Here is a 26,784-nt window from a genome sequence, read left to right on the forward strand (position 1 = left end):
ACTGTCCCGGTCGGTTTCTTTCGACCGCCAGCGGCAAGCACCGCCAACCCGACCAGCCGCGGGATTTGGCCAAGCTAAGTTGATTTTTAGGACGATTCACAATTGAAAAGTGCTATTTGTTAGCTAGGGTCCAAGAATGACCGACCCACTCTGCGAAGTCATTGAACTGCTCCGGCCTCGGGCCGTGTTCACCAAAGGCATCAGCGGTGCTGGCCGCTGGGGCGTCCGCTACGATGATTTCGGGCACCCGAGCTTTGCCGTGATCCTCGACGGGGCGTGCCGCCTTGTGGTGGACGGCCAGGAGCCGCTGATGCTGGAAGCCGGCGACTTCGTGCTGCTTCCAAGGACCCCTGGCTTTGTCATGTCGGGCTTCGAGGCCGTCATCCCGGACTTCATAGATCCGCACATCGCGGCCCAGGCCACGGGCGAGGTGCGTCACGGGACGCAAGATGGGCCACCCAGCGTGCGCATCCTTGGCGGCTACTTCATCTTCGATAGCGAGGATTCAGGCCTTCTCGTCTCGCTGCTGCCGGCGCAGGTCCATGTCCGCGGTGTCGAGCGGCTTTCGATCTTGGTGAAGCTATTGATTGACGAGGCGGCACAGCGACATTCCGGACGCGATCTGGTGCTGACCAGACTCGTCGAGATTCTTCTGGTCGAATCCCTACGGCTGACACAAACATCCGACGCGCCGGCCGGGCTGCTGCGCGGTTTGGGGGATGTGCGGCTAGCCGAGGCTATCCGGCAGATGCATACCGATCCGGGGCGCCCCTGGACGATGGCGCAACTCGCAAAGGAGGCCGCACTTTCCCGATCGTCATTTTTTGACCGTTTCAGCCGCAGTGTCGGGGTGCCGCCGATGGAGTATCTCTTGGCTTGGCGCATGGCCATGGCGAAGGATCTGCTGCGCCGTCAGGAGATCCACATCGCCGAGGTCGCCGAGCGCGTCGGCTATGGCTCGGCAAGCACCTTCAGCACGGCCTTCAGCCGCTATGTCGGTCAGCCGCCCGGCCGCTACTCCAAGACGACACCACATTAGACGCCAGTCATCCCGTATTTTTGAGCAAGCTCGCCCCAATGGAACCTTTAGCTGCTGTTCTTAGCCTACTTGCACCGCGCATGGTCTTTGCGAAATTTTTTGATGGCGCCGACAAGTGCGCTGTGCGGTACTGCGATTCTGGCGATACAAAAGCTATGCAGTGCTCTCGGCCTCTCGGTTGCGAAGAAATGGCGTGCTAAGCGACTAGTGCCCGTCATACGTCGCAGCGATTTCGGCAGATTGGGATGGTCGGCCAGGGAGCACTCCATTGCCTATCTGATCCAACTCGGGCAGCAGGAAGATTCCGTCGCGCACGGTACCGGCGGCGCCACGAGCTACAGTGTCGGCTTCACTTCCGGCGACCTCAATAGGCGGCAACGTCAAACCGTGCAGCAAGTTGGCCCCAAGAACCGCTTCGACCTTCTTTTGAACTCTCGGAAACAAGACAGCCAGTGGGCCGCCGAGGACTATCCGAGCCGGGTTCAGTATGTGGATCAGATTGAGCACACCAACAGAGATGACTGCTGCCCATGTGTCGAGCGTGGTCTCAAGGGCTCCACCGGGGTTGGGTATAGCCGCCAAATTTGCCAGCCCTTCTGCGATCGATTGCTCATCGGATAGAAGTGACAAGAAAGGGCCGTAGCCTCCAAGCAGGCCTAGGGTCTGCGATTTGGCGTCTTCGGGTTTGGCGGAGAGGACCATATGACCTATTTCGCCAGCAAACCCACTGACTCCTTCAGCAACACGCCCGTTGCGAATGATAGCCGCGCCAACGCCTTCCGACAGCAATACGACCAGCAAGTCCTCCGTGTCATGCGTATCCAGCGCACCGATGGCCGCGGAAAGCGCTACGGCGTCGTTGCACACCCGGATCGGCCAGGGTGCTCCAAGCGAGGTTGCGACCAGCGGTCCGATATCGATATCCTCCCACTCCAGCAGTTTTGCCGATACCACGACCCCGTTGCGATCCACGATGCCGGGGACGGAGATTCCTACGCCCCGCACCCGCTTCGTATCGACTCCCGCCCCCACGACGAGACGGCGGGCCAGGTCCGCAATTGTTTGAGCAACAGGGCCCGCATCGCGAAAATTCTTGCTGTTGGGGACGACTATCTTGTTGAGCAAAGTCCCGCCGAAATCGACAAGCACGCCGGTCAGCCACGTGCTCGACACGTCGATCCCGATGAAGAAGGCTCCCTTCGGGTTTAGCGCGACCCGTATTCCCGGCCTGCCGACCTTGGGGGCCTCCTGCGGTTCGGTCAGTTCCATCGCCAGATCTGCCTGGAGCAGCACTGCAATAACGTTGCCAGCGGTTGCGCGGGTTAAGCCGAGTTCGCGGGCAATGTCGGCGCGCGAAAGAGGGGAAGCCCTTCGCAACAAGCGCAGACACCTCGTCTCATTGACGTGTCGGATGAGGTTGGTGGTTTTCAAGTTGCTCGTCTTTTCGATCGTCTGTTCGGTTGCAATCGTCCTGTTAACGTCAGGCAGCCGGTCGCGTCCAGCGTGATTGGACGCCCCCCACTTCAGAGCCGTGGCAACTCGCATCGAAATTGCCCATTGACGACCACTGAAGCCTATTAGTATAGGTTCAATGCAAATACAAGATAAGACCTCGATAGCGAACAATTTTGACGACCGCTGACCAAACCTCTGGCTGATGGGTGACCTGCGCACTCATCAGGCGAAAACCCCAATCCAAAAAAGGACATCTGCCATGCTGAAGGGTATTGATCCCGTGTTGTCACCCGATCTTCTCCGTGCGTTGCGGTCCATGGGGCATGGCCACGAGATCGCAATCGTGGATGCCAACTATCCCTGCGATAACGACGCCCACATCATTCGCCTGGATGGTGTCCTGGGCACTCGGATCCTCGAAGCTATCCTCTCGGTGATGCCGCTTGAAAGTGCCGATCCACATGCGGCGTGCCGCATGATTGTCGATGAAAATCCTGAAACCGAGCTGCCGATATTCGGCGAATTCCTGGAAATCGTCTCGAAGCATGCCAGTCGGTCGTTGGCGTTGGCGCCGATTACACCGGCCGAGTTCAAGGCTCGCGCCAAGAAAGGCTTTGCAATCGTCCTGAGCGGCGACGGGCGGCTCTATGGAAACATCCTGTTGAAGAAGGGCGTTGTCGCCCCTGCGAACTAACGAGCTCGTTGCATTCGCTGGGGGCTTGCGTTTTTCTTGTTTCGAGAATATGTATTGATTGTAAACAAATTCGGCGTTGGCTTTCTGGGAGGACATTTATCCGCAGCCTGCGCACCAAACCTGGGAGGATGGATAAAATGAGCACAAGGATCTTAACGACAGCCCTGGCAGTTGTCGGCTCTCTGCTGATGTCGGCCCCGTCATGGGCAGCCGACAAACATCTGACCATCATGCTGTCGAGCCCCGATCTCGCGTTTCCTTTCTCGGTCCACATCATGAAAGAGATGCAGGATGAAGCTGCAAAACTCGGCAATATTGATGTGGTGGTGAGTGACGGTCAGCGCAATTCCAGCAAACAGAGCGCCGACATCGAGGCTGCAATCACCAAGGGCGTCGACGGCATCGTTATCAGCCCGAATGACTCCGCAGCGCTGGCGCCGGCAATCCAGGAGGCGATCGATGCCAAGATTCCGGTTGTGACCGTCGATCGCTCTGTCGACAGCGTCAAGGGAATTCTCGCCCATGTCGGTGCCGACAATGTGAAAGGCGGCGAGGTTCAGGGCCAACTCATCATCAAGCTGTTTCCGAACGGAGCCAATGTGATGAACCTGCAGGGGCAGCCGGGCACCAGCGCAGCAATTGACCGCAACAAAGGTCTACACAACGCACTTGATCCACTGGCGACCAAATACAAGTTCGTCTTCGAGGACACCGCCGGATTTGATCGTGCCAAAGGTCTTTCCGTTACTGAGTCTGCCTTGGCGTCGATGGGAACGCCGCCGGACGCGATTGCCGCGGCAAACGATGACATGGCGCTCGGGGCCTTGGAGGCGCTGAAGGGCCGCGAGTTGACTGGCAAGGTAAAACTGATCGGATTTGACGCCCTGCCTGAATCCCTCGGCAAGGTTCGCGATGGAAGCATGACCGGGACCATCGAGCAGATGCCGGGCAAGCAGGGCAGGCAGGCGGTTGATATTCTGGTGGCCTTTGCCCGCGACGGAAAAGCGCCGGAAAACAAGATCACCCTTCTGACCCCGATCGCTGTGACGAAGGACAACCTGGATGCAGGCGAGCGCCTGGGCGAACTCAAGTAGCCATCCGGCGGTCTGCGCGCGAACGCAAATTCCTCCCAATTTCGATCGCGGGCATGGGTGAGGCCGCCGAGAGCGGCCTCACCCTGAACGGCTCACAGCCTCACGCGCTTTCCGGGCCACTGCTTTTCATTTGGATACTCCTATGTCTCAGACTCTCTTGCAGATGAACGGCATCACCAAGTCGTTTGGCGGCATTTCCGCACTCAGGTCGGTGGGCTTGCGTGTGGACACGGGTGAGGTCCACGCACTGCTGGGAGAGAACGGTGCCGGCAAGTCAACCTTGCTCAAGATCCTATCGGGCGCTCAGCTGCCAGACGGTGGCGAGGTTACCTTTCTCGGCGTGAAGGCGGCGTTCAATTCTCCCCAGGATGCACAGCGCTGTGGCATCGCGACGATCTATCAAGAATTGACGCTCGTTCCTGGAATGTCGATTGCCGAGAACATCTTTCTGGGTCGTGAACCGGGTTGGGCAAACCTCGTGAACTGGCGAAGGTTGTTGAACCAGGCGCAAGGTTTGATGGCGAGGGTCGGGCTGGAGAAAGATCCTCTCACCCCCGCCCGTGACTTGTCGGTGGCCGAACAGCAACTGGTCGAGATCGCGCGCGCCCTTTCGATGAGATCGAAACTTATCATCATGGACGAACCGACCGCAGCCCTTTCAAATGCTGAAGTGGACCGGCTCTTTGATATCGTGAGCGGGTTCAAGGCCGATGGTCTCAGTGTCATCTTCGTCACGCACCGCCTGGAAGAGGTGATGCGCGTGTGCGACCGCTTCACCATACTTCGGGATGGCAGGTTCGTTTGCGATGGAAACGTTGCCGGCACATCCATCGATGCAATTATTCACCACATGGTTGGCCGCGAAATCACGGCAACGCAACGGCGTCCGGCGCCCGCGGCGACCGCTGCGGTCGTTCTCCGTGTCGAGCATCTTTCGCGGCGCCGGGGTGCTGAAGGGCTCAATGCGATGGCCCTTAGTGACATTAGCCTCGAGGTTCGACGTGGGGAAATTCTGGGGATTGCCGGCTTGGTTGGCTCCGGCCGGACGGAAACCGCGAGAGCTATCTTTGGCGCTGACCCCTTCGATTCCGGGAAGGTCTTCATCGACGGGGTTTTGTTGCAGGCGACGTCACCGCAAGACGCAATTCGCCAAGGCATCGGATTGGTTCCGGAAGACAGAAAGCAGCAAGCCCTGTTCCTGTCGCTGTCGATACGCGCAAACCTCACAGTAGCTGCGCACGACAGAGTTTCCCGGCTGGGTGTCTTCATCAATTCAAACGCCGAGGACACATTAATCGCGCAATATAAGAAACTGCTTCGCATCCGAATGGTGGGACCGGAGCAGATTGTATCCGACCTCTCCGGCGGCAACCAACAGAAGGTTGTTCTGGCGCGCTGGCTCGCTTTAGGTCCCAAGGTCCTTATCGTCGATGAGCCCACCCGCGGAATTGATGTCGGCGCCAAGGCGGAAGTCCACAATTTGTTGTTTCAAATGGCAAGCAGTGGGATCGCGATCGTCGTGATCTCTTCGGAACTGCCTGAGGTGCTGGCGATAAGCGACCGGATCATCACGATGCGCGAAGGCCGAGTAACGGGCGAAGTGCAGGCGAATGCCGCCAGTCCTGAGATGCTCATGGCTCTGATGACCGTGGATGCGGTTGCGGCATGAGGCAGGATGAATCAGGGGAGAAGAACATGGTACAAGTGACGGCAGGTGAGGCGGTCGGAAGGCGGCCCCAGTTTCGGCCAATCAATGTTGCGGCACGTTTTGCGCCGGTGCTTTTCTTAGTTGTTCTCATGATCGGATTCTCGATCCTTGAGCCGCGCTTTCTCACAGCGCTGAACCTCTTCAATGTCCTTCGACAAGTCTCCATCTACGGATTGCTGGCGATCGGAATGACGTTCGTCATCCTCACGGCCGGCATTGACCTTTCAATCGGCTCAATTCTCGCGATGGCTGGCCTGGTTGCTGCGGTGGTGGCAAAAGGTGGCCTCGACAACCGTTTCAGCGTCGGTGATGGCTCTGCCTCGTTGGGACTGGGTTGGGAGTTCGCCGCACTTGCAGCGATCGGTGTCGGCGTCGCAGCCGGTCTTGTTCAAGGGCTTGCCATCACCCGGTTCAAGGTGCCGCCTTTTGTTGTGACGCTCGGGGGCATGTCAGCCTTTCGCGGCGCGGCTTTGCTCTTTTCTGGAGGTGGCCCCGTAAGCGGATTCGACGATGCATTCGTTTGGTGGGGCCAAGGCAAAGTTGGACCGGTCCCGGTTCCAGTTCTGATCTTTGTCGTGTTCGCCGTCATTGCCCACATGACATTGAGCTACACCCGCTATGGTCGACAGATTTACGCCGTCGGTGGGAACCCTGAGGCCGCACGTCTCGCGGGCCTCAATGTCCGCAAGATAATCCTCAGCGTCTATATCATCACTGGCTTTTTTTCGGGGCTGGGAGCCTTCGTCCTCGCCGCACGGCTGAACTCGGCTGAAGCTGTGGCGGGGACCGGTTTTGAACTGACTGTCATCGCCTCGGTCGTGATCGGTGGGACCAGTCTGTTTGGTGGCACCGGCACGATATTCGGCACGGTCATCGGGACCGTTCTGATCGGTGTGTTGCTCAACGGCTTGGTCCTTCTCGACGTCTCCGCCTACGTCCAGCAAATCATCATCGGCGTCATCATCGTTCTGGCGGTCGCGTTCGACACCTTCGTGAAATCCCGGCGTAGAGCCTTGTGAGGGCCGGTGCGAAACGCTCGAGCGCTACCCACCGCTCTTGGAGTTTCGCCAGTTCGCAAACACCCAAGCACTGCCTGGTCGAAAAGCCTCGTGACCTATGGAGTCCCTTGAGATGACAAAAAGTTCTCTGCCCAATTTTGGTCTTGACGGGAAGGTCGTGATGGTGACAGGCGCCGGGCGCGGCATCGGTCGTGCCTGCGCGCTGGCATGCGCCGAGGCCGGAGCCGATGTCGTGGCAATTGTTCGCGACAACAGTGCCGGCGCAGATCTGGTTCCTGCCATCGAAGCACTCGGGCGCCGCACTCTGCTCGTCAGGCTGGACATATCCCAGACCCGGCAAATCGAGCACAGTGTGCGAGATGCGGTAGCTCATTTCGGACAGATCGATGTGTTGGTCAACAATATCGGGATATCGCGCCGAAGCCCGGCCGAGTCCGTCAGTGAAGAAGACTTCGATCTGGTTCTCGGCACGAATCTGAAAGGCACGTTCTTCCTGACGCAGGCTGTTGCAAAGACGATGATCGAGCGAAGGGCCGGCCGCATTCTGAACATAAGTTCGCAAGCTGGGACCGTCACATTGCGTGGGGAAGCGATCTACTGCATGTCGAAAGCAGCGATCAATCACCTGACCCGGTGCCTGGCAGCAGAGTGGGGGCCACTGGGAATAGCCGTGAACAGCATTTCACCGACCTTTATCTGGACAGACTCAACCCGTCCATATCTGAGCGACCCTGCAGCTCACCAGCAGACGCTCGCACATATCCCATTGGGTCGAATTGGGGAGACGGAAGATGTCACCGGAGCCGTCATCTACCTGGCCTCACAGGCAGGCTCTCTTGTCAACGGGGCGAACCTGATGATCGATGGCGGCTGGTCAATTGCGTGAAATCAATGGACGCCTAATGGGATCGTTGCCACGATCCCGTTCGGCTGCTTTTGTAAAGCAGGGCCGGTTGCGCACGACCGGCTCGCCACGTGAAGCGTGATCCAGCGGATCGAGGCAAGACTACGCGTAGAGCCGAACTGAAATGTCTTCTGGACGTGTTTCGTGTCGGCTGCGCTTGATATCTCACGCCCGGGCCGATGGCAGCCGGGGCGTGAGCTTGTCGGTAGAGATCAGTTGGCGACCTTCCCGCAGGTGGTGAGGGCGTCTTGCGGCGTGCAGACTTCGGTGCCAGTCTTGATGAACGGTTCGACGGTGCCGCCTTTGCTCAGCTTGTCCAGTGCCATGATGGTCTCGTAGCCCATGTCATAGGGGCGCTGGCCGATATTGTAGTGGCTGAGGCCGGCGGCAAGCAGCGGCAGCTGCGGACCGAAATTGTCGCCGAAGACAACGACCAAATCCTTGCTGTCGAGACGCGCCTTGAGCGGCGTCATCGCCTGCTTGTAGGCTTCCGGCGCGTATTGCGCCCAACCGCCGACCGCAACGAAGGCGCTGAGACCTGGATTGTTGGTCATGACGTCGCGCACCTGCTGGGCGGCAAGCGTGATGTCGTCATTGTTGTAGACCGGGCAGCCCGACGGCTCGGTCCAGCCGTTCTGGCCGGTCAGGCTCTCGACGCCCTTGTCCTTGGTGACGCCGGCGAGCGTGTCGCGAATGCCTTGCACGCGCGCCTTGAGGTTTTCGGAAGCCGGCGCGCCGGACTGGATGCACACCGTGCCGCTCTTCTTGTGGGCGAGCACCTTTTGCGCCAGCGCCACGCCGAACTCGTAATTGTCGGTGCCGATATAGGTCGAGCGCAGGCCCGCATCCTCCGGCAGCACGTCGGTGTCATAGGTGACGACAGGAATGCCCTTTTCCTTGGCCATCTTCATGATGCGGGCCATGGCCTTCGGATTGCCGGCCGAGATGCCGAGGCCGGCGACGCCGCGCGTGACCATGTCCTGCGCCAGTTGCACCTGCTTGGCCTCGTCATATTCCGTCGGTCCGAGATAGGTGCATTTGACGTCGCCGAGCTTCTTGGCGGCGGCTTCGCAACCGGCCTGGATCGGCGGGCTGAAGGCGTTGTTGAGGACCTTGAAGACGAGCGCGAATTCCCGCTCTTCGGCCTTGGCCTGGACCGCCGTCATACCGATTGCAAGGCAGGCGATGGAAAGCGTGGTTCTAAGCGTTTTCGACAGCGACATTGTTTCCTCCATTTGGGTTCGCCGTGACGTGTCCGCCCTAACTCTTTGTTGGAGCATGATCTTTTCGGATTCATGCCCTAGCGTCGCACAGAGCGGATTCTTTCCAGGAGGACGGCTGCAAGGATGAAACATCCCACAAACGTGCCCTGCCAGAACGGGTTGACGCCTGCCAGAAGCAGCGCGTTGCGAATGGTTTCTACGAGAATGGCGCCGATGCCGGCGCCAAGTGCCGAGCCAAAGCCGCCGGTCAGCGAAGCACCGCCGATCACGGTCGACGCGATGACCTGCAGCTCATAGCCGGTGCCGATCGAGTTGGTCACCGCGCCCAGCCAGCCGACTAGGAAGATGGCGGTCACCGCAACCATGAAGCCGCTGAACGCATAGGCCGAGATCTTGATCAGATCGACCGGGATGCCCGACAGGCGCGCCGCTGGTTCATTGCCGCCAATGGCAAAGAGATAGCGGCCCCAGCGCGACATGGTCAGCAGGAAATGCAGGACGATGACGCCGATGACCAGGGCGTAGACCACATTGGGCAGGCCGAATGTGTAGCCGCCGCCAAGCGCGACGATCGCATCGCTTGCCCGGCCGAATTCGTAGAACACCTGGTTGTTGGTCAGCACCAGCGCCAGGCTACGGCCGATCGACAGCGTCGCCAGGGTGACGATGAATGGCGGCAACTTGACGTAAGAGATAATCGTACCGTTGACGGTGCCGCACAGCACGCCCATCGCCAGCGTCGCCGCGATGCCGACGACCAGCGGCATGTCGGCGTTCAGCACGATGCCGAGCGTCACGCCGCACATGCCCAGGATCGAGCCGACCGAGATGTCAATGCCGCCGCTGATGATGACCGGCGTCATGCCGATGGCCATGATGCCGACGAAGCAGGCGTTCTGGAAGATGTTGAGCAGATTGCCGGGCGTCGCAAATTTCGGCGCGATCATCGACACGACGAGACCGAGCACCAGTATGGCAATGGCGATCCAGGTTTCCTGCGCCAGAAGCACGCGGTTCAACAGCGTGCGGCTCGACCCTTTCAGAAGGTCAATCTCCATTCCGGGATGGTCGTCGGGGGCGCTCATGGCATGGCTCCGTGGCGAGGCTGTTTCAAGCGGCCTGGATGGCGCCGGTGATCAGGCCGGTCACTTCCTCGGGGCTGGATTGGGCGATCGGCTTGTCGGCGACCTTGCGGCCGCGGCGCATCACCACCACGCGGTCGCAGACCTCGAACACGTCGGGCATGCGGTGGCTGATCAGGATGACCGAAAGGCCCTGGTCCTTCATGCGGCGGATCAGGGCCAGCACTTCGGCAACCTGCCTGACGCTGATCGCCGCAGTCGGCTCGTCCATCAGCACGATCTTGGACTTGGCCAGCCGGGTCCGGGCGATGGCCACTGCCTGCCGCTGGCCACCCGACATGCGCACGACCAAATCGGCGGGCCGTGTCTCCGACTTCAACTCGCGGAAAATCTCGGCCGAGCGGGTGTTCATGCTCTTGTGGTCGAGCACCTTCAGCGGCCCAAGCTGCCTCATGATCTCTCGGCCGAGGAAGACATTGGCCGACGCGGTCAGATTGTCGCAAATCGCCAGGTCCTGATAGACGACCTCGATGCCGTGCCTGCGTGCATCCGCAGGCCCCGACAGCAGCACCGGTTTGCCTTCGAGAACATAGGTGCCGGACGTCGGCTGGAAATTGCCGGCAATGGTTTTAACCAGCGTCGATTTGCCGGCGCCATTGTCGCCCATCAGGCCGAGAACTTCGCCCTCATTGATGTCGAGCGAGACATTGTCCAGCGCGCGGACGGCACCGAAATCCTTCACGATATGTTCGAGACGCGCTAGAACCGGCATCGCATCCTCCCATGCAAATTTGTAAGTTTTGGATACAAATCATCGTTTGAAACTTGGGTCAATAGGCGCGGAAGGGCAAATATTTTGTTGCACTGCACCCAATTTTGGCCCTTTCAAATCGCAGAGAAAGTCAATTAGTATGTCAATCAAACAAATCGCGGAGGAAAACGTGCTGGTGTCGACCGATCTTCGGCCGAATGAAACGCGGGCCCTTGCGGCGCTGTTTCGTGCCGGCGCGTTGAGCCGGGCAGCGCTAGCACGCGATCTCGGCCTGACCCGCTCGACCACGGGCGCCCTAGTGCTGGGCCTGACGGAAGCCGGTCTGGCGCGGGAACGGTCAGACGGAGCGGATGACGAGCAGGACGGCGAGGGCCGGGTGGGCCGCCCCGGTATCCTGGTCGAGATCGAAGGCGATGGCGGCTTCTTTCTCGGCGCCTATATCGGCGTCAACTGGATCGCAGCCGTGGCTGTCGATCTTGCCGGCGCGCAGCGTGCCAGCGCCTCGAGAGCTTTTGCCGGCCGGGGCAGCACGCCTGAAGCCGCGGTCGCCATTATCGAGGAACTCGTCGGGGAGATCCGTTCGCAATTGCCTAAGGGCACGCGCCCCTACGGGCTCAATGTCGCGGTACCCGGCTTCCCAGCCGCCGACGGGGTTTCATATCACGCCACCATCCTTGGCTGGCACGGGGTCAACCTCGCGGAGCTCTTGGGCAACGCCTTTCGCGAAGATTTTCCGATCCTGTTGGAAAACGATGCCAACGCCGTCGCGGTGGCCGAGACATACCGGGCACAGCCGGGCAGGGACGATGAGGATGCTCTGGTCATCCTGATCGAGAACGGCGTTGGCGGCGGCATTATCAATGCCGGCAGACTGCATCGCGGTCGGCTTGGCGGCGCCGGCGAGATCGGTCATTTGCGCATTGGCGATGAAGGCTTCGTCCACGATGCGAAGCGGCCTGGCCGGCTGGAATCCTATGTCGGCAAGGATGCGCTGCTCGCCCGCTACTTCCACATAAGCGGGCAGCGCGCCGGTGTGGATGAGTTTGTCGCAGCGCTTGCCGGCGGCGATCCGGCGGCCGTCGCCACGGCGCGCGACTGGGCGCTCTGGTTCGGCCGCGGCCTGGCGACGCTCGCCTGCACCTTGCAGCCGGAACGCATCATCCTCTCCGGCTCGGTCAATGCCGTCTATCCCTTTGTCGCCGAACAGGTGGAAGCTTTCCTGCTGGACTTCCTCGCCGAAGGTTATCCTGTTCCCAGGATCGAACTGTCGCGTGTCGGCGCAGACGGTCCGGCACTGGGCGCTGCCTGTCTGCTGCATCAGGCAGCTTTGTCGGGCGATCCGCAATTTCAACTTCGCGGCCTCGCCGCGCGCTAATCAGGAGAGATTCCATGCCTCGCAAAGACGAAAAGCGGCTGCGTGTCGGAGTGCTCGGCTGTGGTCCGATTGCGCAGGCAGCGCATTTCGAATCCTGCACCAAGGCGCGCAATGCCGATCTCTATGCCATCTGCGATGTCGCCGACGATCTGCGCGACAGGATGGCGGCCACTTTCGCGCCCGAAAAATCCTATGCCGATTATGGCCAGATGCTGGCCGATCCCGACCTCGATGCCGTCATCATCGCGACATCGGACACGTTCCACGTCAAGGCGGCGGAACTGGCGCTGGATGCCGGCAAGCATGTGCTGTGCGAGAAGCCACTGGGCGTTTCGGTCGAGGAAGTCGAAGGCTTGCGAGCGGCGGTCGACAAGAGCGGCAAGGTGCTGCAGGTCGGCCACATGAAGCGCTTCGATCCCGGCATCCAGGCGGCGAAGGCTTTCGTCGACGACGAGATGGGCGAGCGGCTGGCGTTCAAAGGCTGGTATTGCGACAGCACCCACCGCTATCCCATGACCGATGCGGTGCAGCCGCTCATCATCACCAGCGCCAAGGCGCGCAAGCCTTCGGTTAATCCCAAGGCAGATCTGCGCCAGTACTACATGCTGGCGCATGGCAGCCATCTCCTCGATACCGCCCGCCATCTGCATGGTCCGATCGAGGCCGTCGAGGCCCGGCTTACCGAGCGCTACGGCGCCTATTGCTGGTTCGTCACCACCATCTTCGCCGACGGTTCGGTCGGCCATTTCGACCTGACGGTCGCCGTGCGCATGGACTGGCACGAAGGGTTCCAGATCTACGGCCAGAACGGCAGCGTTCTCGCGAAGACCTTTAACCCCTGGTACTACAAGAGCAGCGAGGTCGACATTTTCCGCGAGGCCGATGGCAGTTGGCATCGCACGCTTGGCGCCGACGGTCACTTTTATCGCCGCCAGCTCGAAGGCTTCGCCGATGTCGTACTGAATGGCGCGCCCATGGTCGGCGCCGGCATCGAGGACGGCATCGCATCCGTCAGGGGCATGGCGGCAATCGCCCGCTCCGCCGCTGCCGGCGGCCGTATCGTCGACCTCGCCGATGTCGACGGGGTTGTCTGATGCAGCTTGGGATTTTCGCCAAGACTTTCGCTGCCACCGGCGCCTTGCCGGTGTTGCGCGCGGTGGCGGATGCCGGCTACGCGGCGGCGCAGTTCAATATGGCGTGCCTTGGCCTGCCATCGATGCCGGACAGCATCGATCCCGATGCGGCCAGATCCATCGCTGAGGGCAGCAGCAAGACCGGCGTTTCGATCGCGGCGGTTTCGGGAACCTACAATATGATCCATCCGGATCGCTCGGTTCGTGTGTCAGGTCTTGCCCGGCTTGAGGTGTTGGCCGCCTCATGCGCCGATATGGGTACGCGACTGATCACGCTGTGCACCGGTACAAGGGACGCGCAGGATCAGTGGCGCTGGGATCCCGACAATGCCACAGAGGCGGCTTGGAGCGATCTCCGCACCGAGATGGAGGCGGCGATCGCGATTGCCGACCGCTTCGACATCGAGCTTGGCATCGAGCCCGAACTGGCCAATGTCGTCTCCAGCGCGCGGTCCGCGCGCCGCCTGCTCGACGAGATGAAGAGCAAGCGCCTGCGCATTGTGCTCGATCCGGCCAATCTGTTCGAAGTGGCCGACGCAGCCGAGCGTCATCGCCTCATCGACGAGGCCGTTGAGTTGCTGGCCGCGGAGATCTGCATGGCCCATGCCAAGGACCGTCACGCGGATGGCAGTTTTGCCGCCGCTGGACAGGGCGTGGTCGACTTCCCGCATTTCATCACCCGCCTGAAAGCCGCCGGCTTCGACGGTCCGTTGATCACGCATGGCCTGACAGAGGCCGAGGCGCCCGGCGTCGGTGCGTTTCTGCGCACCGTGCTGGAAGAGAGCGACGACAAGTGAAACAGACCTTCGGTCGTAACGGCATCGACCTTGCCTACCGGGATGTCGGCGCCGGCCTTCCCGTCGTCTTCCAGCATGGGCTGGGCGGTGATGAAGCGCAGGTCGCCGACGTGTTTCCCGATCTGCCGCAGACACGGCGGGTGACGCTGGAATGCCGGGGTCAGGGCGGATCCGGCTACGGGCCGGTCGAGCGGCTTTCGATCGCCACGTTTGCCGAGGACGTCGAAGCGCTCGCCGAGGCTATCGGCATCGGTGCGGCTGTCGTCGGCGGCATCTCGATGGGCGCCGCGCTGGCGCTGCGTCTGGCGGTGCACAAGCCGGCTCGCGTGCGCGCACTGGTGCTCGCCCGGCCTGCCTGGGTGTCCCAGGCTGCACCGGCCAATATGAAGCCCTATGCCGTGGTCGGCGATCTCTTGATTCGCTATTCGCCCGAACACGCCAGGCGTCTGTTTGATGACAGCACCACGGCCGCCGAACTGGCGAGGCTGGCGCCGGACAATCTCAGCAGCCTGCAAGGCTTCTTCAATCGCCCGGACCCGGTTCTGTTCGGCAGGCTGCTGGCGGCAATCGCCGGCGATGGTCCCGGCATGAGCGAGGCCGACATCCGTTCCATCGCGGTTCCGACCCTGGTCATCGGTCACGACCATGACCTCGTCCATCGACTGGCCGACGCGCAGGCGCTGGCCGGGCTCATTCCGTCAGCCCGGCTTTGCACAATCACCGCCAAATCGCAGGATCGCGAAGCCTACCGGCGGGAATTCCGCGCCTGTCTTTCGGAATTTCTGGAAACGCTCGCATGACCGACAATACGACGGACGACACGATCGCCGTGGTCGAGATCGGCGGCACGTCGGTCAAGGTCGGCTTTGCCGACCATGGCTTCCCGGTGGATTTTGCCCGCACCTACCCCACTGCGCAGCTGCGCCAGGGAGCGCCGGTGGCGGGGTTGGCCGATGCGGTCACCGCGGCCTGCCGCGATGCAGGCCTCAAACCTGCGCGCGTCGTTGCGACCGTGCCGGGCTTCATCGACCGCGACTTCGACACGGTGCTGCACACCGCCAACATTCCTGAACTGAACGGCATCCGGCTGGGCACCGAACTTGCTCAGAGGCTCGGCGTTCCCGTCCGGCTCGAACGCGATGTCGTGCTGCAATTGCTGGGCGAAAGCGTTGCCGGCGCGGTGAAGCGGCAAAAGGAGGTTCTGGCGGTCTATCTCGGCACCGGCATCGGTGCGGCCTATCTCGGCAAGGACGGCATTTTCAGGGGTGGCGGCTGGGCGCTCGAGATCGGCCACATGCCGATCTACCGGCCCGGCGATGGCGAACCACCAAGCCGGGTCGAGACCTATGCGTCAGGGGCAACGCTCGTCGAACTCGCGACGGACTACGATATCCCCGTGGCCGAGCTGTTTTCGGCGACCGGGCAGCCGCCGTCGTTGCGCGAATGGCTCGATGAGATCGTCTGGCAGCAGGCGGTGACCATCGCAACGGCAGCCGCCCTGCTTTCCCCGCAGACGATCCTGATCGGCGGCGGCATCGTCGACATGAAGTCCTATCCCCGCCAGACGCTCAAGCAGCGCATCGCCGACAGCCTGCCGCATTCGCTTCTTGTCCAGCCTCTGGACATACGCTGGGCGGCCCTGGGCTGGCAGGCGGCCATTCATGGCGCTGTGCTGCTCGCCGCAGTGTGATCGCGCGGTGCACGCGCCATTTCAAAGCAACGCGGTTTCTGCGAAGTTCACGATTTTGGTCATGAAACGGCGGACTACGTCTTGCCAGTCATGCTCTTGGCGGAATCCGAGTAGCGCGGGCAGGGCGGTCCGATATTTGCCTTCGTGGATCCCGAGAGCGACGATCTCGTCGCTTTGCTCGCATCATAACGGACGGCGTCTATAAAGCGATGACCATTGTCAAGGCCAGTTGGCGTGGCACAGGACGCCTTGTTGACGGGGAACGTGTTGAACGATCCCGCGGGCCAAACGGCAGCTTACTTACAGATTGTGCCGAAACCGGACTGGCAGCAAACGGCCCGTTTTGGTCATTCACTACAAGGGAGTTCTACCTGCGGCTAAATCGGCGGTATCTCGAAGCCTGTAATTAGTCGCTTTCATCATCCTTAGGTTCGCCAGACCATACGAGAGAATACGAAGGAAACGGCTTGGCGAACCATCCGCTAAGGTATTGATTTCCCGTCGAAAACGACGGCCCTCCGGGCCCACTAACTTATTACAAATCAGTGGCTTACGCTTAATTCTTCGATCTTGAATAGAGTGTTGTCGCGTAAATCTCTGCCTTTGGGGTGAAATGATCGACCTCCCAGGCTTCATTGTTGCCGAGATCCTCGGCGCCCTTGTCGCCTTGTTCCTTGCGGGCAGGTTGTTGGCCGGGCCGAAGCCCGTCACTTCCGCTGCAAAACAGTTCCTCGTCCCAAATCGGCATGGACCTGGATTTCCATCGCAGGATCTGGGATCGTCTCAGCGATTTGGATGAGCTCGCCCACCATGGCGTGATTGCCGGCTACACCGCAAGACTGACCCGTGCAGTCTCGCGCAGATGCTCGAGGAAGGCCCGCACGGCCGGGTTGGTTCGCCTGCTCGACGGCCACAGCGCGGTGATGTTGTCGCGCTCAACGGCAAAGTCGCCGAGTACTAAGGCCAGTTCACCCCGCGCGACGTAAGGGGCGGCGACGAAAGTTGCGCTGATGCCGATACCGCCGCCGGCGACCAGGGTTGCCATCACCCCTTCGCTGGCGTCGACGATGATCCTTGACGTTGGCACAATCTCAATTTCGCGCTCGCCAATCCGAAAGGGCCAGCGGAAGGCTTGGCCGCTGCTCTGATACCTCAGATTGACCGTGTCGTGTGCTGCCAATTCGTCCGGATGCGTAGGCGTGCCCCGCGCCGCCAGATAGGCAGGCGCGGCGTACGCGCAAAGCCGCAACGGGGAAAGCCGGCGCGACAACAAACGAGAGTCCGCGAGTTCTCCGATGCGAACCGCGATATCAATGCCCTGTTCGACGATGTCGACCAGCCGGTCGTCAATTCGAAGGTCGATGCTCACCTTTGGGTGAAGCTTGCGGAAGGCGGGCAAGGCGGGCGCGACCAGATGGAGCCCGATCGGCAGCGACACTGCAATCCGCAAGGTGCCGGTCGGCTCAGCGCGAACGGCTTTGGCGACCTGTTCGATCTCCTCCGCGTCACGCAACAGCCTTACAGCCCGCTCATGCAGCTCCCGGCCCTCGGGCGTCAGCGTGAGGGACCGGGTAGTCCGGGTAAACAAGGAAACGCCCAGTTGCTGTTCGAGGCGCTGGACACTCTTGCTGACAGCGGACGGGGAAATTCCAAGCGAGCGGGCAGCCGCCGTGAAGCTCCCTAACGATCCGGCCCGGGCGAAAGCAATCAAACCCGTCAGCCGATCCAGTGCGACTTGTTCCTTCATGGAACAATTAAATCAAATCGGGCGGCAATTATCAACTTGGAGTCGAGCCTCTATGTCCACGTCCTGTGAATGCACTCGGTGGAGAGTTCCCATGACCAAAATAATGAAAGCGGTTCGCCTGCACGCGTTCGGTGGCCCTGAACAACTGATCTACGAGGATGCTCCAAAACCGGCGCTCAAATCCGGAGAGGTGCTCGTCCGCGTTCATGCCGTCGGCCTCAACCCGCCCGACTGGTACCTGCGCGAGGGCTATAAGATGCTCCCGGCTGAATGGCAGCCCAAAGTTTCGTTCCCGATCGTGCCCGGCACCGATGTCTCAGGTGTCGTCGACGCGGTCGCCGACGACGTGCAGGGCTTCGCGGCCGGCGACGAAGTCTATGCGATGGTGCGCTTCCCCGCTGGGCTGGCTGGTAAGAGCAGCGCCTATGCGGAATATGTCGCAGTGCCGGCGACGGAACTTGCTCTGAAGCCCTCCGGCATCGACCATGTTCACGCGGCGGGCGCGCCGATGTCGGTGCTCACCGCATGGCAGTTTCTGATCGACCTCGGGCACAACGAGCCCAATCCCCTCCAGCCGCACCAGCACGAGCCGGTCCCGCTCGCGGGAAAGACGGTGCTGGTCAACGGCGCGGCAGGCGGAGTCGGCCATCTTGTGGTGCAGCTAGCGAAATGGCGCGAAGCGCGAGTGATTGCGGTGGCGTCCGGTGGCCACGAGACGTTCCTCCGCGACCTCGGCGCCGACGATTTCATCGACTATGGGAAGGTCAAGCCCGAGGAAGTGGTGGGCGACGTGGACCTCGTCGTCGATGCGGTCGGCGGCCCAGCGACGGCCCGCTTCCTGCCAACGCTGAAACCGGGCGGCGCTCTTTACCCGATCTTCCCGCTTGGCTTCGACGGCAGCGACGAAGCCAAGCGGCTAGGCGTCACCGTCTCCACGACTCAGGTCCGTTCTAACGGCGCGCAGCTTGCAGAGATTGTGCCGCTTCTGGACAGCGGCCTGATCCGCGTTGGAGTCGACAGCATCTTCACCCTGGCCGAGGCCCGCAAGGCCCACGAGCGCGCTGCTGCCGGTCATATTCGCGGCAAGATCGTCCTGACGGTGGCACGCGGTCAACTGGCGTGAGCGCCTCGCCGAAATTCTCTCACGGCACCATGGCATGGTTCGAAATGGTCGGCACATTGATGTGCGCCGCCACAGCTCGAGCAGGCCTCGAGCCCGACCTGAATTGGTCGCTCGTGGAGCGCTATGTCGACGGCGCGACACTGCCGGACGGGCGTATTCAAGGCATTCGTTTTGACATTGTGAACGGGGTGCCAGCGTTCCGAATAGGCGTTGACAAGGACGAGCGGGGCGACGTGACGATCGAGGTATGCTCCACTACGGCCCGCGAGCTGAACCTGCTTTACGCCGCCGATCCGGCGTATGAAGCTTTTCGCGACCGGGCTATACGCCAGGGCCGGATCCGGGTCGATGGAGATCTTGGTGCGATGGCCCATTGGCTCGCTGCACTCCACGACCCAATCGTTGACCACACAAGCTGAGTTACGTTGGCTACGAGAACGAATCGACGCGCCAGCAGTCTAAGCTGGGCGAATTTGGTCGGTTGCTGTTTTTCCTGCCTCGGAGACATTGCGCATCGAAGTTACGCCGCTAACTGCTGGAGTTCATGGCCCGTTTGGATACCCACAAATCGCCTGGAAACCCCGTCGATGGCTTTGCGGCTCGACGGGTATTATCTGCCCTACGCATCGGCCTCACCGCAGGCTGGCACACAAACTGCGGGCGGACGAGCGGGAAACCCGGGCTGAAGGCGGTGCCGACTGTCCTGCCGCGCTCAAGCATTCTAGGGATTTGATTGAGGGTTGCGAGTGCGCTGACGCCGAAGCCTATGTCCGCGAGACACTTTGCAGGTTGTGACGCTCTGCCGGCGCCGATTGCAGGATGACCGTCTCTGGAACCTGATTGCAACGTAGCTCTGAGACCTGCGGCCACCACAGATGCTGGTCTGGGCCACACAAGGATATGCCGAGGGCAGATGCCTGCGGAAGTGCGGCCAGCGACAAGAAGCCCGGCTTCTCGACAGTAAGCGAGAGGTCCCTTGCGCCCTGCCGGGCCGGCCGCCCGTTGAACCATCTACAGCCTGGAGGATGCGACCGCATGCATGACCTCGTTTCGCGCCCTGGAATACAGCGCATGGACCACCGTCGCCGATGGCCTTCGCCCGCTGGACACGCTGGTGTTCACGGCCGGCATTGGCGAAAACGCGCCGTTGGTCCGGGAAAGGATCGGCGCCGCCGCGGCCTGGCTTGGAGTCGGCCTCGACGAGAAGCGAAATCGGAGAGGCGAGGATGTTGTCAGCAATCCCAATTCCAGCGTCGATGTCCTGGTCGTTCCAGCGGATGAAGAACGTGCTGTCGCGGCGGAGATGTCGATCTTGCGATCTCTGTGGAATCAGGATGGACCAGGCCTCTAACCGGCTGCGCGCGCCCCTAGTTCCCGCCGAACCAGGACGAGCGTCGCATCGTCGGGGTCAGTCGTGACCGTGAAACCCATGTCGCGCTCGACCTCTATCGCGGCACGGTTTTCACGGCTCTCGATCGACTCGATCGCTTCGAGGCCAAGTTTTTCGGCATATTTCGAGATATGGGCGAGCAGGTTCCAGCCAACGCCCAGATGCTTGCGATCCGCGCGAATGCAGATCGCGACCTCGCCGGTTCGGTCGGCGCGATCGCTTGCCAATGTAGCAACGGCGATCAACATCCCGTCGGTCGAGAACGCCACGAAATTATGGATGTGGGCATCGTCTGAACGCGTCATCGCCGCCAGCCGTTCATGCGAAACTTCCTTCACGGCGCCGAGAAAGCGGAAACGCAGGTCTTCCGGGGTGACATGCGTGAAGAACTCGGCCAGCGTCGGCTCGTCCTCAGGGCGGGCGCGACGCACTTCGAAGCGAAATCCCGTGTGGGTGGTAAGTGTATCGTTCATGACAATAGGGTCCCTGATCTGAGGCTGACGTTACGCTGTCTGCTTGGGAGGGCTCATTCGCCCATGGTCTGCAACACGTCCTGCTTGAGGATTTCGACGCTGCGCAGGTTGAGCAGGCGGATCACGCCCTTGTCCTTCAGCCGGGTGAAAACCCGCGACACGGTCTCAATGGTGAGGCCGAGATAGTCGCCGATGTCCGTGCGCGACATCGGGAGCTCCACCTGCCGCAGACCGCCTTGGCGCTCCACCATGTCGACCAGGAAGGCGGCCACGCGTTCGATGGCGTTCTGGCGACCCAGGACGAGGAGGTGTTCCTGGGCTCTGGTCAACCCCTTGAGCGCCAAGGGCAGCAACTGATGCGACATGTCAGCCCCAGCATTGAGGCGGAAAACGCGAACACCGGTGGCATTGATCGCTTCGGCGAAGAAGTGGTGCGTCGCGCCGGCTTCGAAGCCGAATGTCTCTCCAGCAAGATGGAAGGCGCTGATCTGCCGGCGTCCGTCAGCGAGCAGGCGGTAGATGCGCACGGCGCCGAATTCGACTTGATAGAAGGCACCAGCTTTCTCGCCCTGGGCATAGATTTCTGAACCGGCTGGAAAGAAGCTGATCGGCTGGACCGGTCCGGAACCGAGTGTCGCTGGCAGAGCCGGCTGAGCAAGATGCGACGACAATGAAATCCTGGAGGAGGTGTAGGCTTGCATGGCTGTCTTCCCGGTTGATCCGTGGCACAGCAATCGCGCAAATCGACGGGCGCCGAAATTCGGTTATGTCCCTACGGGAAACTACCTAGGCCAGGCCCGGGAGGCAGGCGGAGACGTTGATAATGGCCGGTGCATGCCTCGAACGTGCGCCGCAAGTCATTTCGGCGATCTACCGTGCCTGGGTCTAATGTTGCAGCGTCGCGATGTAACCCGCCAGGTTGTGGATGCGTTCGGTGGTCACCACCTCGCCGCCGTTAGGGCCGTAGGTTTTGGCATCGTCTTCAAGGAATACCCGACCCCAGACAGGCATCTCGCGTTTGCCATGGCTTGATACGGCATAGCGACCGTCAATTGTTGCAAAGACCCTGGAATAGGGAAACGTCCCACCATTCCGTTGGGAAAGATGCGTCAGGTCAGCCGGTCGCTTGACCAGCAGGTTGCGCAAGGGACCGTCACCCTTGCCGTCGATACCGTGACAAACGGCGCAGGAGTTCAGATATTCTGCCTGGCCGTAACTCATCTCCTGCGACCTGGACGCTTCGCAGGCCAGGGTCGCCAAGGCTGCTGCGATCAGAAATCTCATGTGCGCATCCGCCGATTGATCGGCTGAGCCTACCGCGTAAATCCGCAGACATGTTGATCCGGATCAACTGGGCGTCCGCGTGGTCTTGATTCAGCGCAATGAGCGCGGCGAACGGTCTGGCTATCGTCGTCACGGAATTTGGCCAAGAACAGGAGCAACTGCCATGGCTTTCAAGACGATCCTTTCGGTTACGGGCCCGCATATGAGCGACGACGATCTCAAACTCGCTGCCGACCTTTGCGACGAAATTGGTGCCCATCTTGCCGTTCTTGCTGTTGCCATCGCCGCGCCGCCACCGGTCGGAGAGTATGCGGCAATCGTTTCGGAAGACTGGCTGAAGGAGCGGCAGGTCGACGAGACGCTCCTGAAGAAGCGAGTGACTGCCGTGTCGGCCTTTCTCGCCGGCAGGGCGCTTTCGGCCGATGTCTCCAGCGAATATCCGGAGGTTGGCGGGGCTGACGAAAGAATCGGTCGTCGTGCACGCTACGCCGACATTACGGTGATCGGGCCGGAGTTGCTCGCTGGCGAGACGTTGAAAGGCAAGGTGATCGAGGGCGCCTTATTTTCGTCCGGGAAGCCGCTGCTGATCGTTCCCTCGGGGAGTCGCGCGACACTGAAGCCGAAACGGGTGCTGGTCGCGTGGGACGCCCGCCTGGAGGCATCGCGCGCCGTCCGTGAATCACTCGAAATGTTGATCGGCGCCGACCAGGTGCGCCTGGTCATGGTCGATCCGGTTGAGGACGAATATCACCATGGTCAGGAACCCGGTGCCGATGCCGCCGCCTATCTCGCGCGACACAGCGTGAAGGTTATGATCGACCGGCTGCCGAGTTCAAACCATTCCATCGCCGACGTTCTTCGCCAGCACGCGATCGATATCGCAGCCGACCTGATGGTGATGGGCGCCTATGGCCATTCGCGATTGCGCGAGCGCATCTTCGGTGGCGTGACCAGGTCGATGCTTGAGGAGCAGTCGCTGCCGATCCTGATGGCGCGATGAAGTCTGACCGAGGCGTCGCGGCTGCATTCTTGGATCGTTTGCTGGCAATGAACCGCCTCGGCTTTCTTCTTACTCGCATCGGACCAGGCGAGTGCAGGATCGCGGCAAGGGATTGATCCGACCCAGAGCAGTTCCTCCTCATTCGCGCCCCTCATCGAGCGTGTCGATCGGGACGGCACAAAGGGATCCATTCGACCGTTTTGCCAGGCATCGGACTTCAGTCGCGTCGCTCCACCAGGCTATCGTCGACAAGGGTGTCGGATGGGTGGACGACGACGCTCGCGCCGGGTTTCAGACCCGTCAGCACTTCCGCAGTATCGTCATTCATATGCCCGATTCCAATTTCGGTTTGTTTGGCGCGGCCGCCATCGGCTACGAAGACGTTCCACCGGTCGCCGTTCCTGAACAGCGCCCCGATCGGCACCTGGATGCATCGGACGCACTCCCAGACGGTCATTTCGACGAAGACCCGATAGCCGTGGCCGAGCCGGACATCCGTATCTTCCAGATCCAGAACGACGGTAACCCTCTGCTCCTCGATCCCGAGCGCGGAAACCTTGGTGAATGCGGCCGGATCGACGCGTCTCACTCTCGCATGCAAAGCATGATCCCCGCCCCAGTCACTGATCTCAGCCTTTGTCCCAGGGGCGATGCGCACCGCGTCAGTCGACAGCAGGTCGACAGCGATCTCCAGATCGTGGACGTTGCCGATTTCGGCGATCTTGGCGCCGGCCGTTACGGCTTGTTCGCTCCTCGCCATGACGGAGAGAACGTTTCCGTCGATGGGAGCCAGAAGATTGACGCAGCAGCTTTTACCGGTCGGGTCCGCCGGATCAGGCTGCAACAGGCGGGCCTCGGCGTTCGCAAGTTCCGCATTTCTGAGTCCTATGACCGCTTTCGCCGCGTCGACAGCGGCTTTTTGCAGGTCGACTTCGTTGGTGAGCCTCTGCAAGGCGCTCTCCGAGACAAAACCGGACCCGAACAATTTGATTGTCCGAGCCAATTCGTCCTCCGCCAGCTTCAATGCCGATTGCGCACGCTGCAAGTCGATCTCGGCAACACCGACACCAGCGCGCGCCGCGTCTCGGCTGGCAAGCAGTTCGGCTTCCGCGCGCCGGTCGATCAGTGGCGGGTCGAGCGGATGGATGGCGGCAACAACGGTATTGTTCGCTCTCACCAAGTCGCCTTCGTTCACCACCGTGCGCGTCAGATGACCGGCAATCGGCGCCGATACCGTGTAGACGTCGCGCACGCGCGTCATACCTTCCTCACGGACCGTGACTCGCATTGGCGCTGCGGTCACTTCGGCCAAATCCACCAACGCCGGCCGCGTGCGCAAAGCCCAACCAAAGCCGGCGACGACCGCAACGGCAAGGAGCGCAAGCCCGACGCGTTTGATCCAGATCGACTTCATTGGACTAATCCCTTGTCTTGAGGACACGCACGAGATCAAGGCTGTCGATACGACGCCGAACGATTAGCGCCGAAAGCGTGGCCACGGCGAGCACGACCAGGCTGGCAAGCGCGAAGGTGGACCGGTTCACCACGAACGGAATGCGGAAGAGGTCGCTCTCGAAACCCCTGACGACCGACCACGAGAAGAGATAGCCGAGGATCCAGCCAAGCGGTTGCGCCAAAGCGACGATGCTGGCCAGTTCGATGAGCAGGACACTCGACACTTCACTCCTGGTGAAGCCGAGCACGCGCAAGCCGGCGAGTTCGCGGGCGCGCTCGGAAAGCTGGATACGGGCGGAGTTGTAGACGACGCCGAAGGCAATGATGACGGCAAGTGCCGTGTAGACGCTGGTCATGATCGTGATGTTCTCTCCGATTGTCTCGCGGAAGCGCTGGCGCGATATGCCCTGCAGCGCGATTGAAGCGATAACGGGCGTCTGCTTGATGGCTGTGTAGAGGTCACCGAGGCGTGCCGAATCGATCGCTACCCTGACCCCGGAAATGCGGGGTCCGCCGCCGACCAGCCCGTCGAGCGCCTCGGCGCGCATGTAGACGGCGAGCCCGACATAGCTCTGGACGATGCTGGTCACGGGAACGCGGACCACTTGATGCGCCTTTTCGAGCAGTTCGACCTCGGCCAGATCACCGATACGCAGGTGGAGCAGCGAGGCGACCCTTTCGGACAGCATGAGGCCGGCCGGCGGCGGGTCGATTGGATCGAGATTGAGATCGAGAACCCGCGCGAGGTCCGCCTGTCGGGGAACACTCGAGATCACCAGCCGGCGCTCACGATAGCCATGGTGCAGGATCACAGCCGTTGCCCGGAACGGCTCCGCGCGCAGCACGCCCGGCATGGCTGCGACAGACTGCAGGGCGCGCGGCGGTTGCTCGACACCGAACGACAAGGTCGCATCCTGTCGCTCGGCACGGAAGAAAACCGTGTCGACCATGAACGCTATGGAATCGAAGGAGAATAGCGCCGTGACCAGGAGAGCGACGGCGAGCGAGGTCCCCAATGTCGTCAGCAACGAGCGCACCGGCCAGCGCACCAGATGCCTGAACGCCATGATGGTCAATTGCGAGAAAGCCGACAGGAGATTTCCGTCGCTCGTGAGGAAGGCCCGGTATCGGGCGGGGGCGGGGGGTTGCATGGCGACCGCCGGCGGAAGCGTCACGACGCTCCAGATCGCCCGCGCCGCGCCCAACAGCGCTGCCAGTGCGCTTGTGGCGGCGGCGATGGCATAGAGATCGAGGCTTTGCTGGAAGATGAGGAAAGGAAAGGAGAAGAACCGGGCATAGAGCCTGGTGAGGCCGTGGCCAAGCCAGTTGCCGGCACCGGCGCCGATGGCGATGCCGATCAACGCGATCACCAGCGTCAGCTTGGCATAATGCCAGCCGATTGCCCCCGATCCGTAGCCAACGGCCTTCATCAGCCCGATCTGTTCGCGCTCGAGCACGATCAACCGCGACAGGATCATGTTGACCAGGAAGGCCGACACAAACAGGAACACCGGTGGAATGACGGTGGCCATGGCGCGAAGCTGGATCAGCTCATTGTCGAGGAAGGCGTGGGATATCTGGTCGGCGCGCCCGTGCGCACCGGTTCCACCGAACGGCTTCAGGATACGGTCGACCGCGTCCTCGATCGCCTGGACGTCGGCACTGCGCTGGGCGCGTATGGCAACATCGTTGAATGCGCCATCCATGTCGAAGATGCCGGCAAGCACGGCTCGCGGCATGAAGAAGACGCCGAAGCGCCGCGGGTCCGGCACCATGTCGCCAGGGCCGAGCGCGTAGATGTATTCGGGCGTGAGTACGATGCCGGTGACGGTGAGCGTCCGCTTTCGGCCGTTCAGAATGGCGTCGAACGTGCTGCCGGGTGCCATGCGATGTGCGGTGGCGAACCGTTCAGTGACCGCTACCTCGCCGGGGCGTCCGGGTTCAGGCAGTCGGCCGATGCGTAGGTAAAGTCTGTTGGCAGCGGGCACGCCGCGGTCGGGGATCGAGACGGCGATTGCGGTTGCCGGTTCGGCCATGCCAGGCATATCCAGCAAAACCGGCTTGACGATGCGCAGTTCGAGGCCGCTGACCCCCGCGATCGATGCCATGCGTTCGCGAAGGTGAAGCGGCGCGCGCGTCAGCCCCGAGAAGACGGTGGCAAACCGGTAGCGGTCATAGAATGCGGTGCGGGTTTGCTCCAGCGAGCGATAGCCTCCGACTGCGATGACGATCGTTGCAACGCCGCAGGCCATGACGAGCGCGATGGCGAGGACCTGCGCCCACATCCGCAGGATATCGCGCAGAAGCTTGCGATCGAGGACCGGCAC

Annotated in this window: 26 protein-coding genes; 15 read left to right on the forward strand and 11 right to left on the reverse strand. The window is 61.4% G+C overall.

The window, feature by feature from the left end; genetic code table 11:
* Positions 1-136: 136 nt before the first annotated feature.
* Positions 137-1,039 carry an AraC family transcriptional regulator gene (locus tag JG747_RS13570; protein WP_202361975.1) on the forward strand — a complete coding sequence of 301 codons (903 nt, stop codon included), beginning with the start codon at positions 137-139 and terminating at the stop codon, positions 1,037-1,039.
* 204 nt (positions 1,040-1,243) lie between these two features.
* On the opposite strand, the gene JG747_RS13575 is transcribed toward JG747_RS13570, so the two are convergent.
* Positions 1,244-2,470: an ROK family transcriptional regulator gene (locus JG747_RS13575; RefSeq protein WP_202361976.1), complete on the reverse strand. Its 1,227-nt coding sequence runs from the start codon at positions 2,468-2,470 to the stop codon at positions 1,244-1,246.
* 283 nt (positions 2,471-2,753) lie between these two features.
* Between JG747_RS13575 and JG747_RS13580 the strand changes: the two genes are divergently transcribed.
* The 5 genes from JG747_RS13580 to JG747_RS13600 all read left to right on the forward strand — a co-directional run bounded on the left by JG747_RS13580 (position 2,754) and on the right by JG747_RS13600 (position 7,895).
* Positions 2,754-3,188: an RbsD/FucU family protein gene (locus tag JG747_RS13580; RefSeq protein ID WP_202361977.1), complete on the forward strand. Its 435-nt coding sequence runs from the start codon at positions 2,754-2,756 to the stop codon at positions 3,186-3,188.
* A gap of 137 nt (positions 3,189-3,325) precedes the next feature.
* A complete protein-coding gene (locus JG747_RS13585; protein WP_202361978.1) occupies positions 3,326-4,282 on the forward strand; it encodes a substrate-binding domain-containing protein in 957 nt (318 codons plus the stop codon).
* A gap of 142 nt (positions 4,283-4,424) precedes the next feature.
* Positions 4,425-5,951, forward strand: coding sequence for a sugar ABC transporter ATP-binding protein (locus JG747_RS13590; protein ID WP_202361979.1), 1,527 nt, complete (start codon positions 4,425-4,427; stop codon positions 5,949-5,951).
* A 26-nt stretch (positions 5,952-5,977) separates the two neighbouring features.
* On the forward strand, positions 5,978-7,009 hold the full coding sequence (locus JG747_RS13595) for an ABC transporter permease (RefSeq protein ID WP_202361980.1): 1,032 nt from the start codon (positions 5,978-5,980) through the stop codon (positions 7,007-7,009).
* Between the two features lie 112 nt (positions 7,010-7,121).
* Entirely contained in the window at positions 7,122-7,895 is a 774-nt protein-coding gene (locus tag JG747_RS13600; protein WP_202361981.1) for an SDR family NAD(P)-dependent oxidoreductase, read from the forward strand.
* Between the two features lie 230 nt (positions 7,896-8,125).
* On the opposite strand, the gene JG747_RS13605 is transcribed toward JG747_RS13600, so the two are convergent.
* From JG747_RS13605 to JG747_RS13615, 3 genes are all read right to left on the reverse strand, one after another.
* Complete coding sequence (locus JG747_RS13605; protein ID WP_064982473.1) at positions 8,126-9,136, reverse strand: sugar-binding protein; 1,011 nt, start codon at positions 9,134-9,136, stop codon at positions 8,126-8,128.
* Positions 9,137-9,213: 77 nt separating this feature from the next.
* On the reverse strand, positions 9,214-10,194 hold the full coding sequence (locus JG747_RS13610) for an ABC transporter permease subunit (RefSeq protein WP_202362280.1): 981 nt from the start codon (positions 10,192-10,194) through the stop codon (positions 9,214-9,216).
* Positions 10,195-10,246: 52 nt separating this feature from the next.
* Positions 10,247-10,990 carry an ATP-binding cassette domain-containing protein gene (locus tag JG747_RS13615; protein WP_202361982.1) on the reverse strand — a complete coding sequence of 248 codons (744 nt, stop codon included), beginning with the start codon at positions 10,988-10,990 and terminating at the stop codon, positions 10,247-10,249.
* A 139-nt stretch (positions 10,991-11,129) separates the two neighbouring features.
* On the opposite strand from JG747_RS13615, the gene JG747_RS13620 reads away from it, so the two are divergent.
* Genes JG747_RS13620 through JG747_RS13640 form a run of 5 tightly spaced genes read left to right on the forward strand, consistent with a single transcriptional unit; the run spans position 11,130 to position 15,985 of the window.
* The gene (locus JG747_RS13620; RefSeq protein ID WP_202361983.1) at positions 11,130-12,365 is read left to right on the forward strand and encodes an ROK family transcriptional regulator; all 1,236 of its coding nucleotides are present in this window, start codon (positions 11,130-11,132) and stop codon (positions 12,363-12,365) included.
* 14 nt (positions 12,366-12,379) lie between these two features.
* A complete protein-coding gene (locus tag JG747_RS13625) occupies positions 12,380-13,459 on the forward strand; it encodes a Gfo/Idh/MocA family protein (RefSeq protein ID WP_202361984.1) in 1,080 nt (359 codons plus the stop codon).
* Positions 13,459-14,295 (forward strand): sugar phosphate isomerase/epimerase family protein, encoded by an 837-nt coding sequence (locus tag JG747_RS13630; protein ID WP_202361985.1) that lies wholly within the window; start codon positions 13,459-13,461, stop codon positions 14,293-14,295. The genes JG747_RS13625 and JG747_RS13630 overlap by 1 nt, the downstream gene beginning before the upstream one ends.
* The gene (locus JG747_RS13635; RefSeq protein WP_202361986.1) at positions 14,292-15,095 is read left to right on the forward strand and encodes an alpha/beta fold hydrolase; all 804 of its coding nucleotides are present in this window, start codon (positions 14,292-14,294) and stop codon (positions 15,093-15,095) included. Before JG747_RS13630 ends, JG747_RS13635 begins: the two co-directional genes overlap by 4 nt.
* Positions 15,092-15,985 (forward strand): ROK family protein, encoded by an 894-nt coding sequence (locus JG747_RS13640; RefSeq protein WP_202361987.1) that lies wholly within the window; start codon positions 15,092-15,094, stop codon positions 15,983-15,985. Before JG747_RS13635 ends, JG747_RS13640 begins: the two co-directional genes overlap by 4 nt.
* A 556-nt stretch (positions 15,986-16,541) precedes the next feature.
* On the opposite strand, the gene JG747_RS13645 is transcribed toward JG747_RS13640, so the two are convergent.
* Together JG747_RS13645 and JG747_RS13650 are read right to left on the reverse strand one after the other, a co-directional pair.
* Entirely contained in the window at positions 16,542-16,733 is a 192-nt protein-coding gene (locus tag JG747_RS13645) for a hypothetical protein (protein WP_038648726.1), read from the reverse strand.
* A gap of 78 nt (positions 16,734-16,811) precedes the next feature.
* Entirely contained in the window at positions 16,812-17,732 is a 921-nt protein-coding gene (locus JG747_RS13650) for a LysR family transcriptional regulator (RefSeq protein ID WP_202361988.1), read from the reverse strand.
* Positions 17,733-17,823: 91 nt separating this feature from the next.
* Here JG747_RS13650 and JG747_RS13655 point away from each other — a divergent pair, with 91 nt between their 5' ends.
* From JG747_RS13655 to JG747_RS13665, 3 genes are all read left to right on the forward strand, one after another.
* The gene (locus JG747_RS13655; protein ID WP_202361989.1) at positions 17,824-18,855 is read left to right on the forward strand and encodes an NADP-dependent oxidoreductase; all 1,032 of its coding nucleotides are present in this window, start codon (positions 17,824-17,826) and stop codon (positions 18,853-18,855) included.
* On the forward strand, positions 18,852-19,274 hold the full coding sequence (locus JG747_RS13660) for a hypothetical protein (protein ID WP_244748391.1): 423 nt from the start codon (positions 18,852-18,854) through the stop codon (positions 19,272-19,274). The genes JG747_RS13655 and JG747_RS13660 overlap by 4 nt, the downstream gene beginning before the upstream one ends.
* 620 nt (positions 19,275-19,894) lie before the next feature.
* On the forward strand, positions 19,895-20,206 hold the full coding sequence (locus JG747_RS13665) for an acetate/propionate family kinase (protein WP_202361990.1): 312 nt from the start codon (positions 19,895-19,897) through the stop codon (positions 20,204-20,206).
* On the opposite strand, the gene JG747_RS13670 is transcribed toward JG747_RS13665, so the two are convergent.
* From JG747_RS13670 to JG747_RS13680, 3 genes are all read right to left on the reverse strand, one after another.
* The gene (locus JG747_RS13670; RefSeq protein ID WP_019859892.1) at positions 20,203-20,718 is read right to left on the reverse strand and encodes a GNAT family N-acetyltransferase; all 516 of its coding nucleotides are present in this window, start codon (positions 20,716-20,718) and stop codon (positions 20,203-20,205) included. The two genes, JG747_RS13665 and JG747_RS13670, sit on opposite strands and share 4 nt — an antisense overlap.
* 53 nt (positions 20,719-20,771) lie before the next feature.
* A complete protein-coding gene (locus tag JG747_RS13675; protein ID WP_019859891.1) occupies positions 20,772-21,419 on the reverse strand; it encodes a helix-turn-helix domain-containing protein in 648 nt (215 codons plus the stop codon).
* 184 nt (positions 21,420-21,603) lie between these two features.
* Positions 21,604-22,002 carry a c-type cytochrome gene (locus JG747_RS13680; RefSeq protein ID WP_019859890.1) on the reverse strand — a complete coding sequence of 133 codons (399 nt, stop codon included), beginning with the start codon at positions 22,000-22,002 and terminating at the stop codon, positions 21,604-21,606.
* Between the two features lie 163 nt (positions 22,003-22,165).
* On the opposite strand from JG747_RS13680, the gene JG747_RS13685 reads away from it, so the two are divergent.
* The gene (locus tag JG747_RS13685; RefSeq protein ID WP_038648705.1) at positions 22,166-23,002 is read left to right on the forward strand and encodes a universal stress protein; all 837 of its coding nucleotides are present in this window, start codon (positions 22,166-22,168) and stop codon (positions 23,000-23,002) included.
* A gap of 217 nt (positions 23,003-23,219) precedes the next feature.
* On the opposite strand, the gene JG747_RS13690 is transcribed toward JG747_RS13685, so the two are convergent.
* Positions 23,220-24,416, reverse strand: a complete 1,197-nt coding sequence (locus JG747_RS13690; RefSeq protein ID WP_019859887.1) for an efflux RND transporter periplasmic adaptor subunit — start codon at positions 24,414-24,416, stop codon at positions 23,220-23,222.
* Positions 24,417-24,420: 4 nt separating this feature from the next.
* On the reverse strand, positions 24,421-26,784 hold the full coding sequence (locus JG747_RS13695) for an ABC transporter permease (RefSeq protein ID WP_038648700.1): 2,364 nt from the start codon (positions 26,782-26,784) through the stop codon (positions 24,421-24,423).

The sequence above is a fragment of the Mesorhizobium sp. 131-3-5 genome, from assembly GCF_016756575.1.
GTDB classification, from domain to species: Bacteria; Pseudomonadota; Alphaproteobacteria; order Rhizobiales; family Rhizobiaceae; genus Mesorhizobium; species Mesorhizobium jarvisii.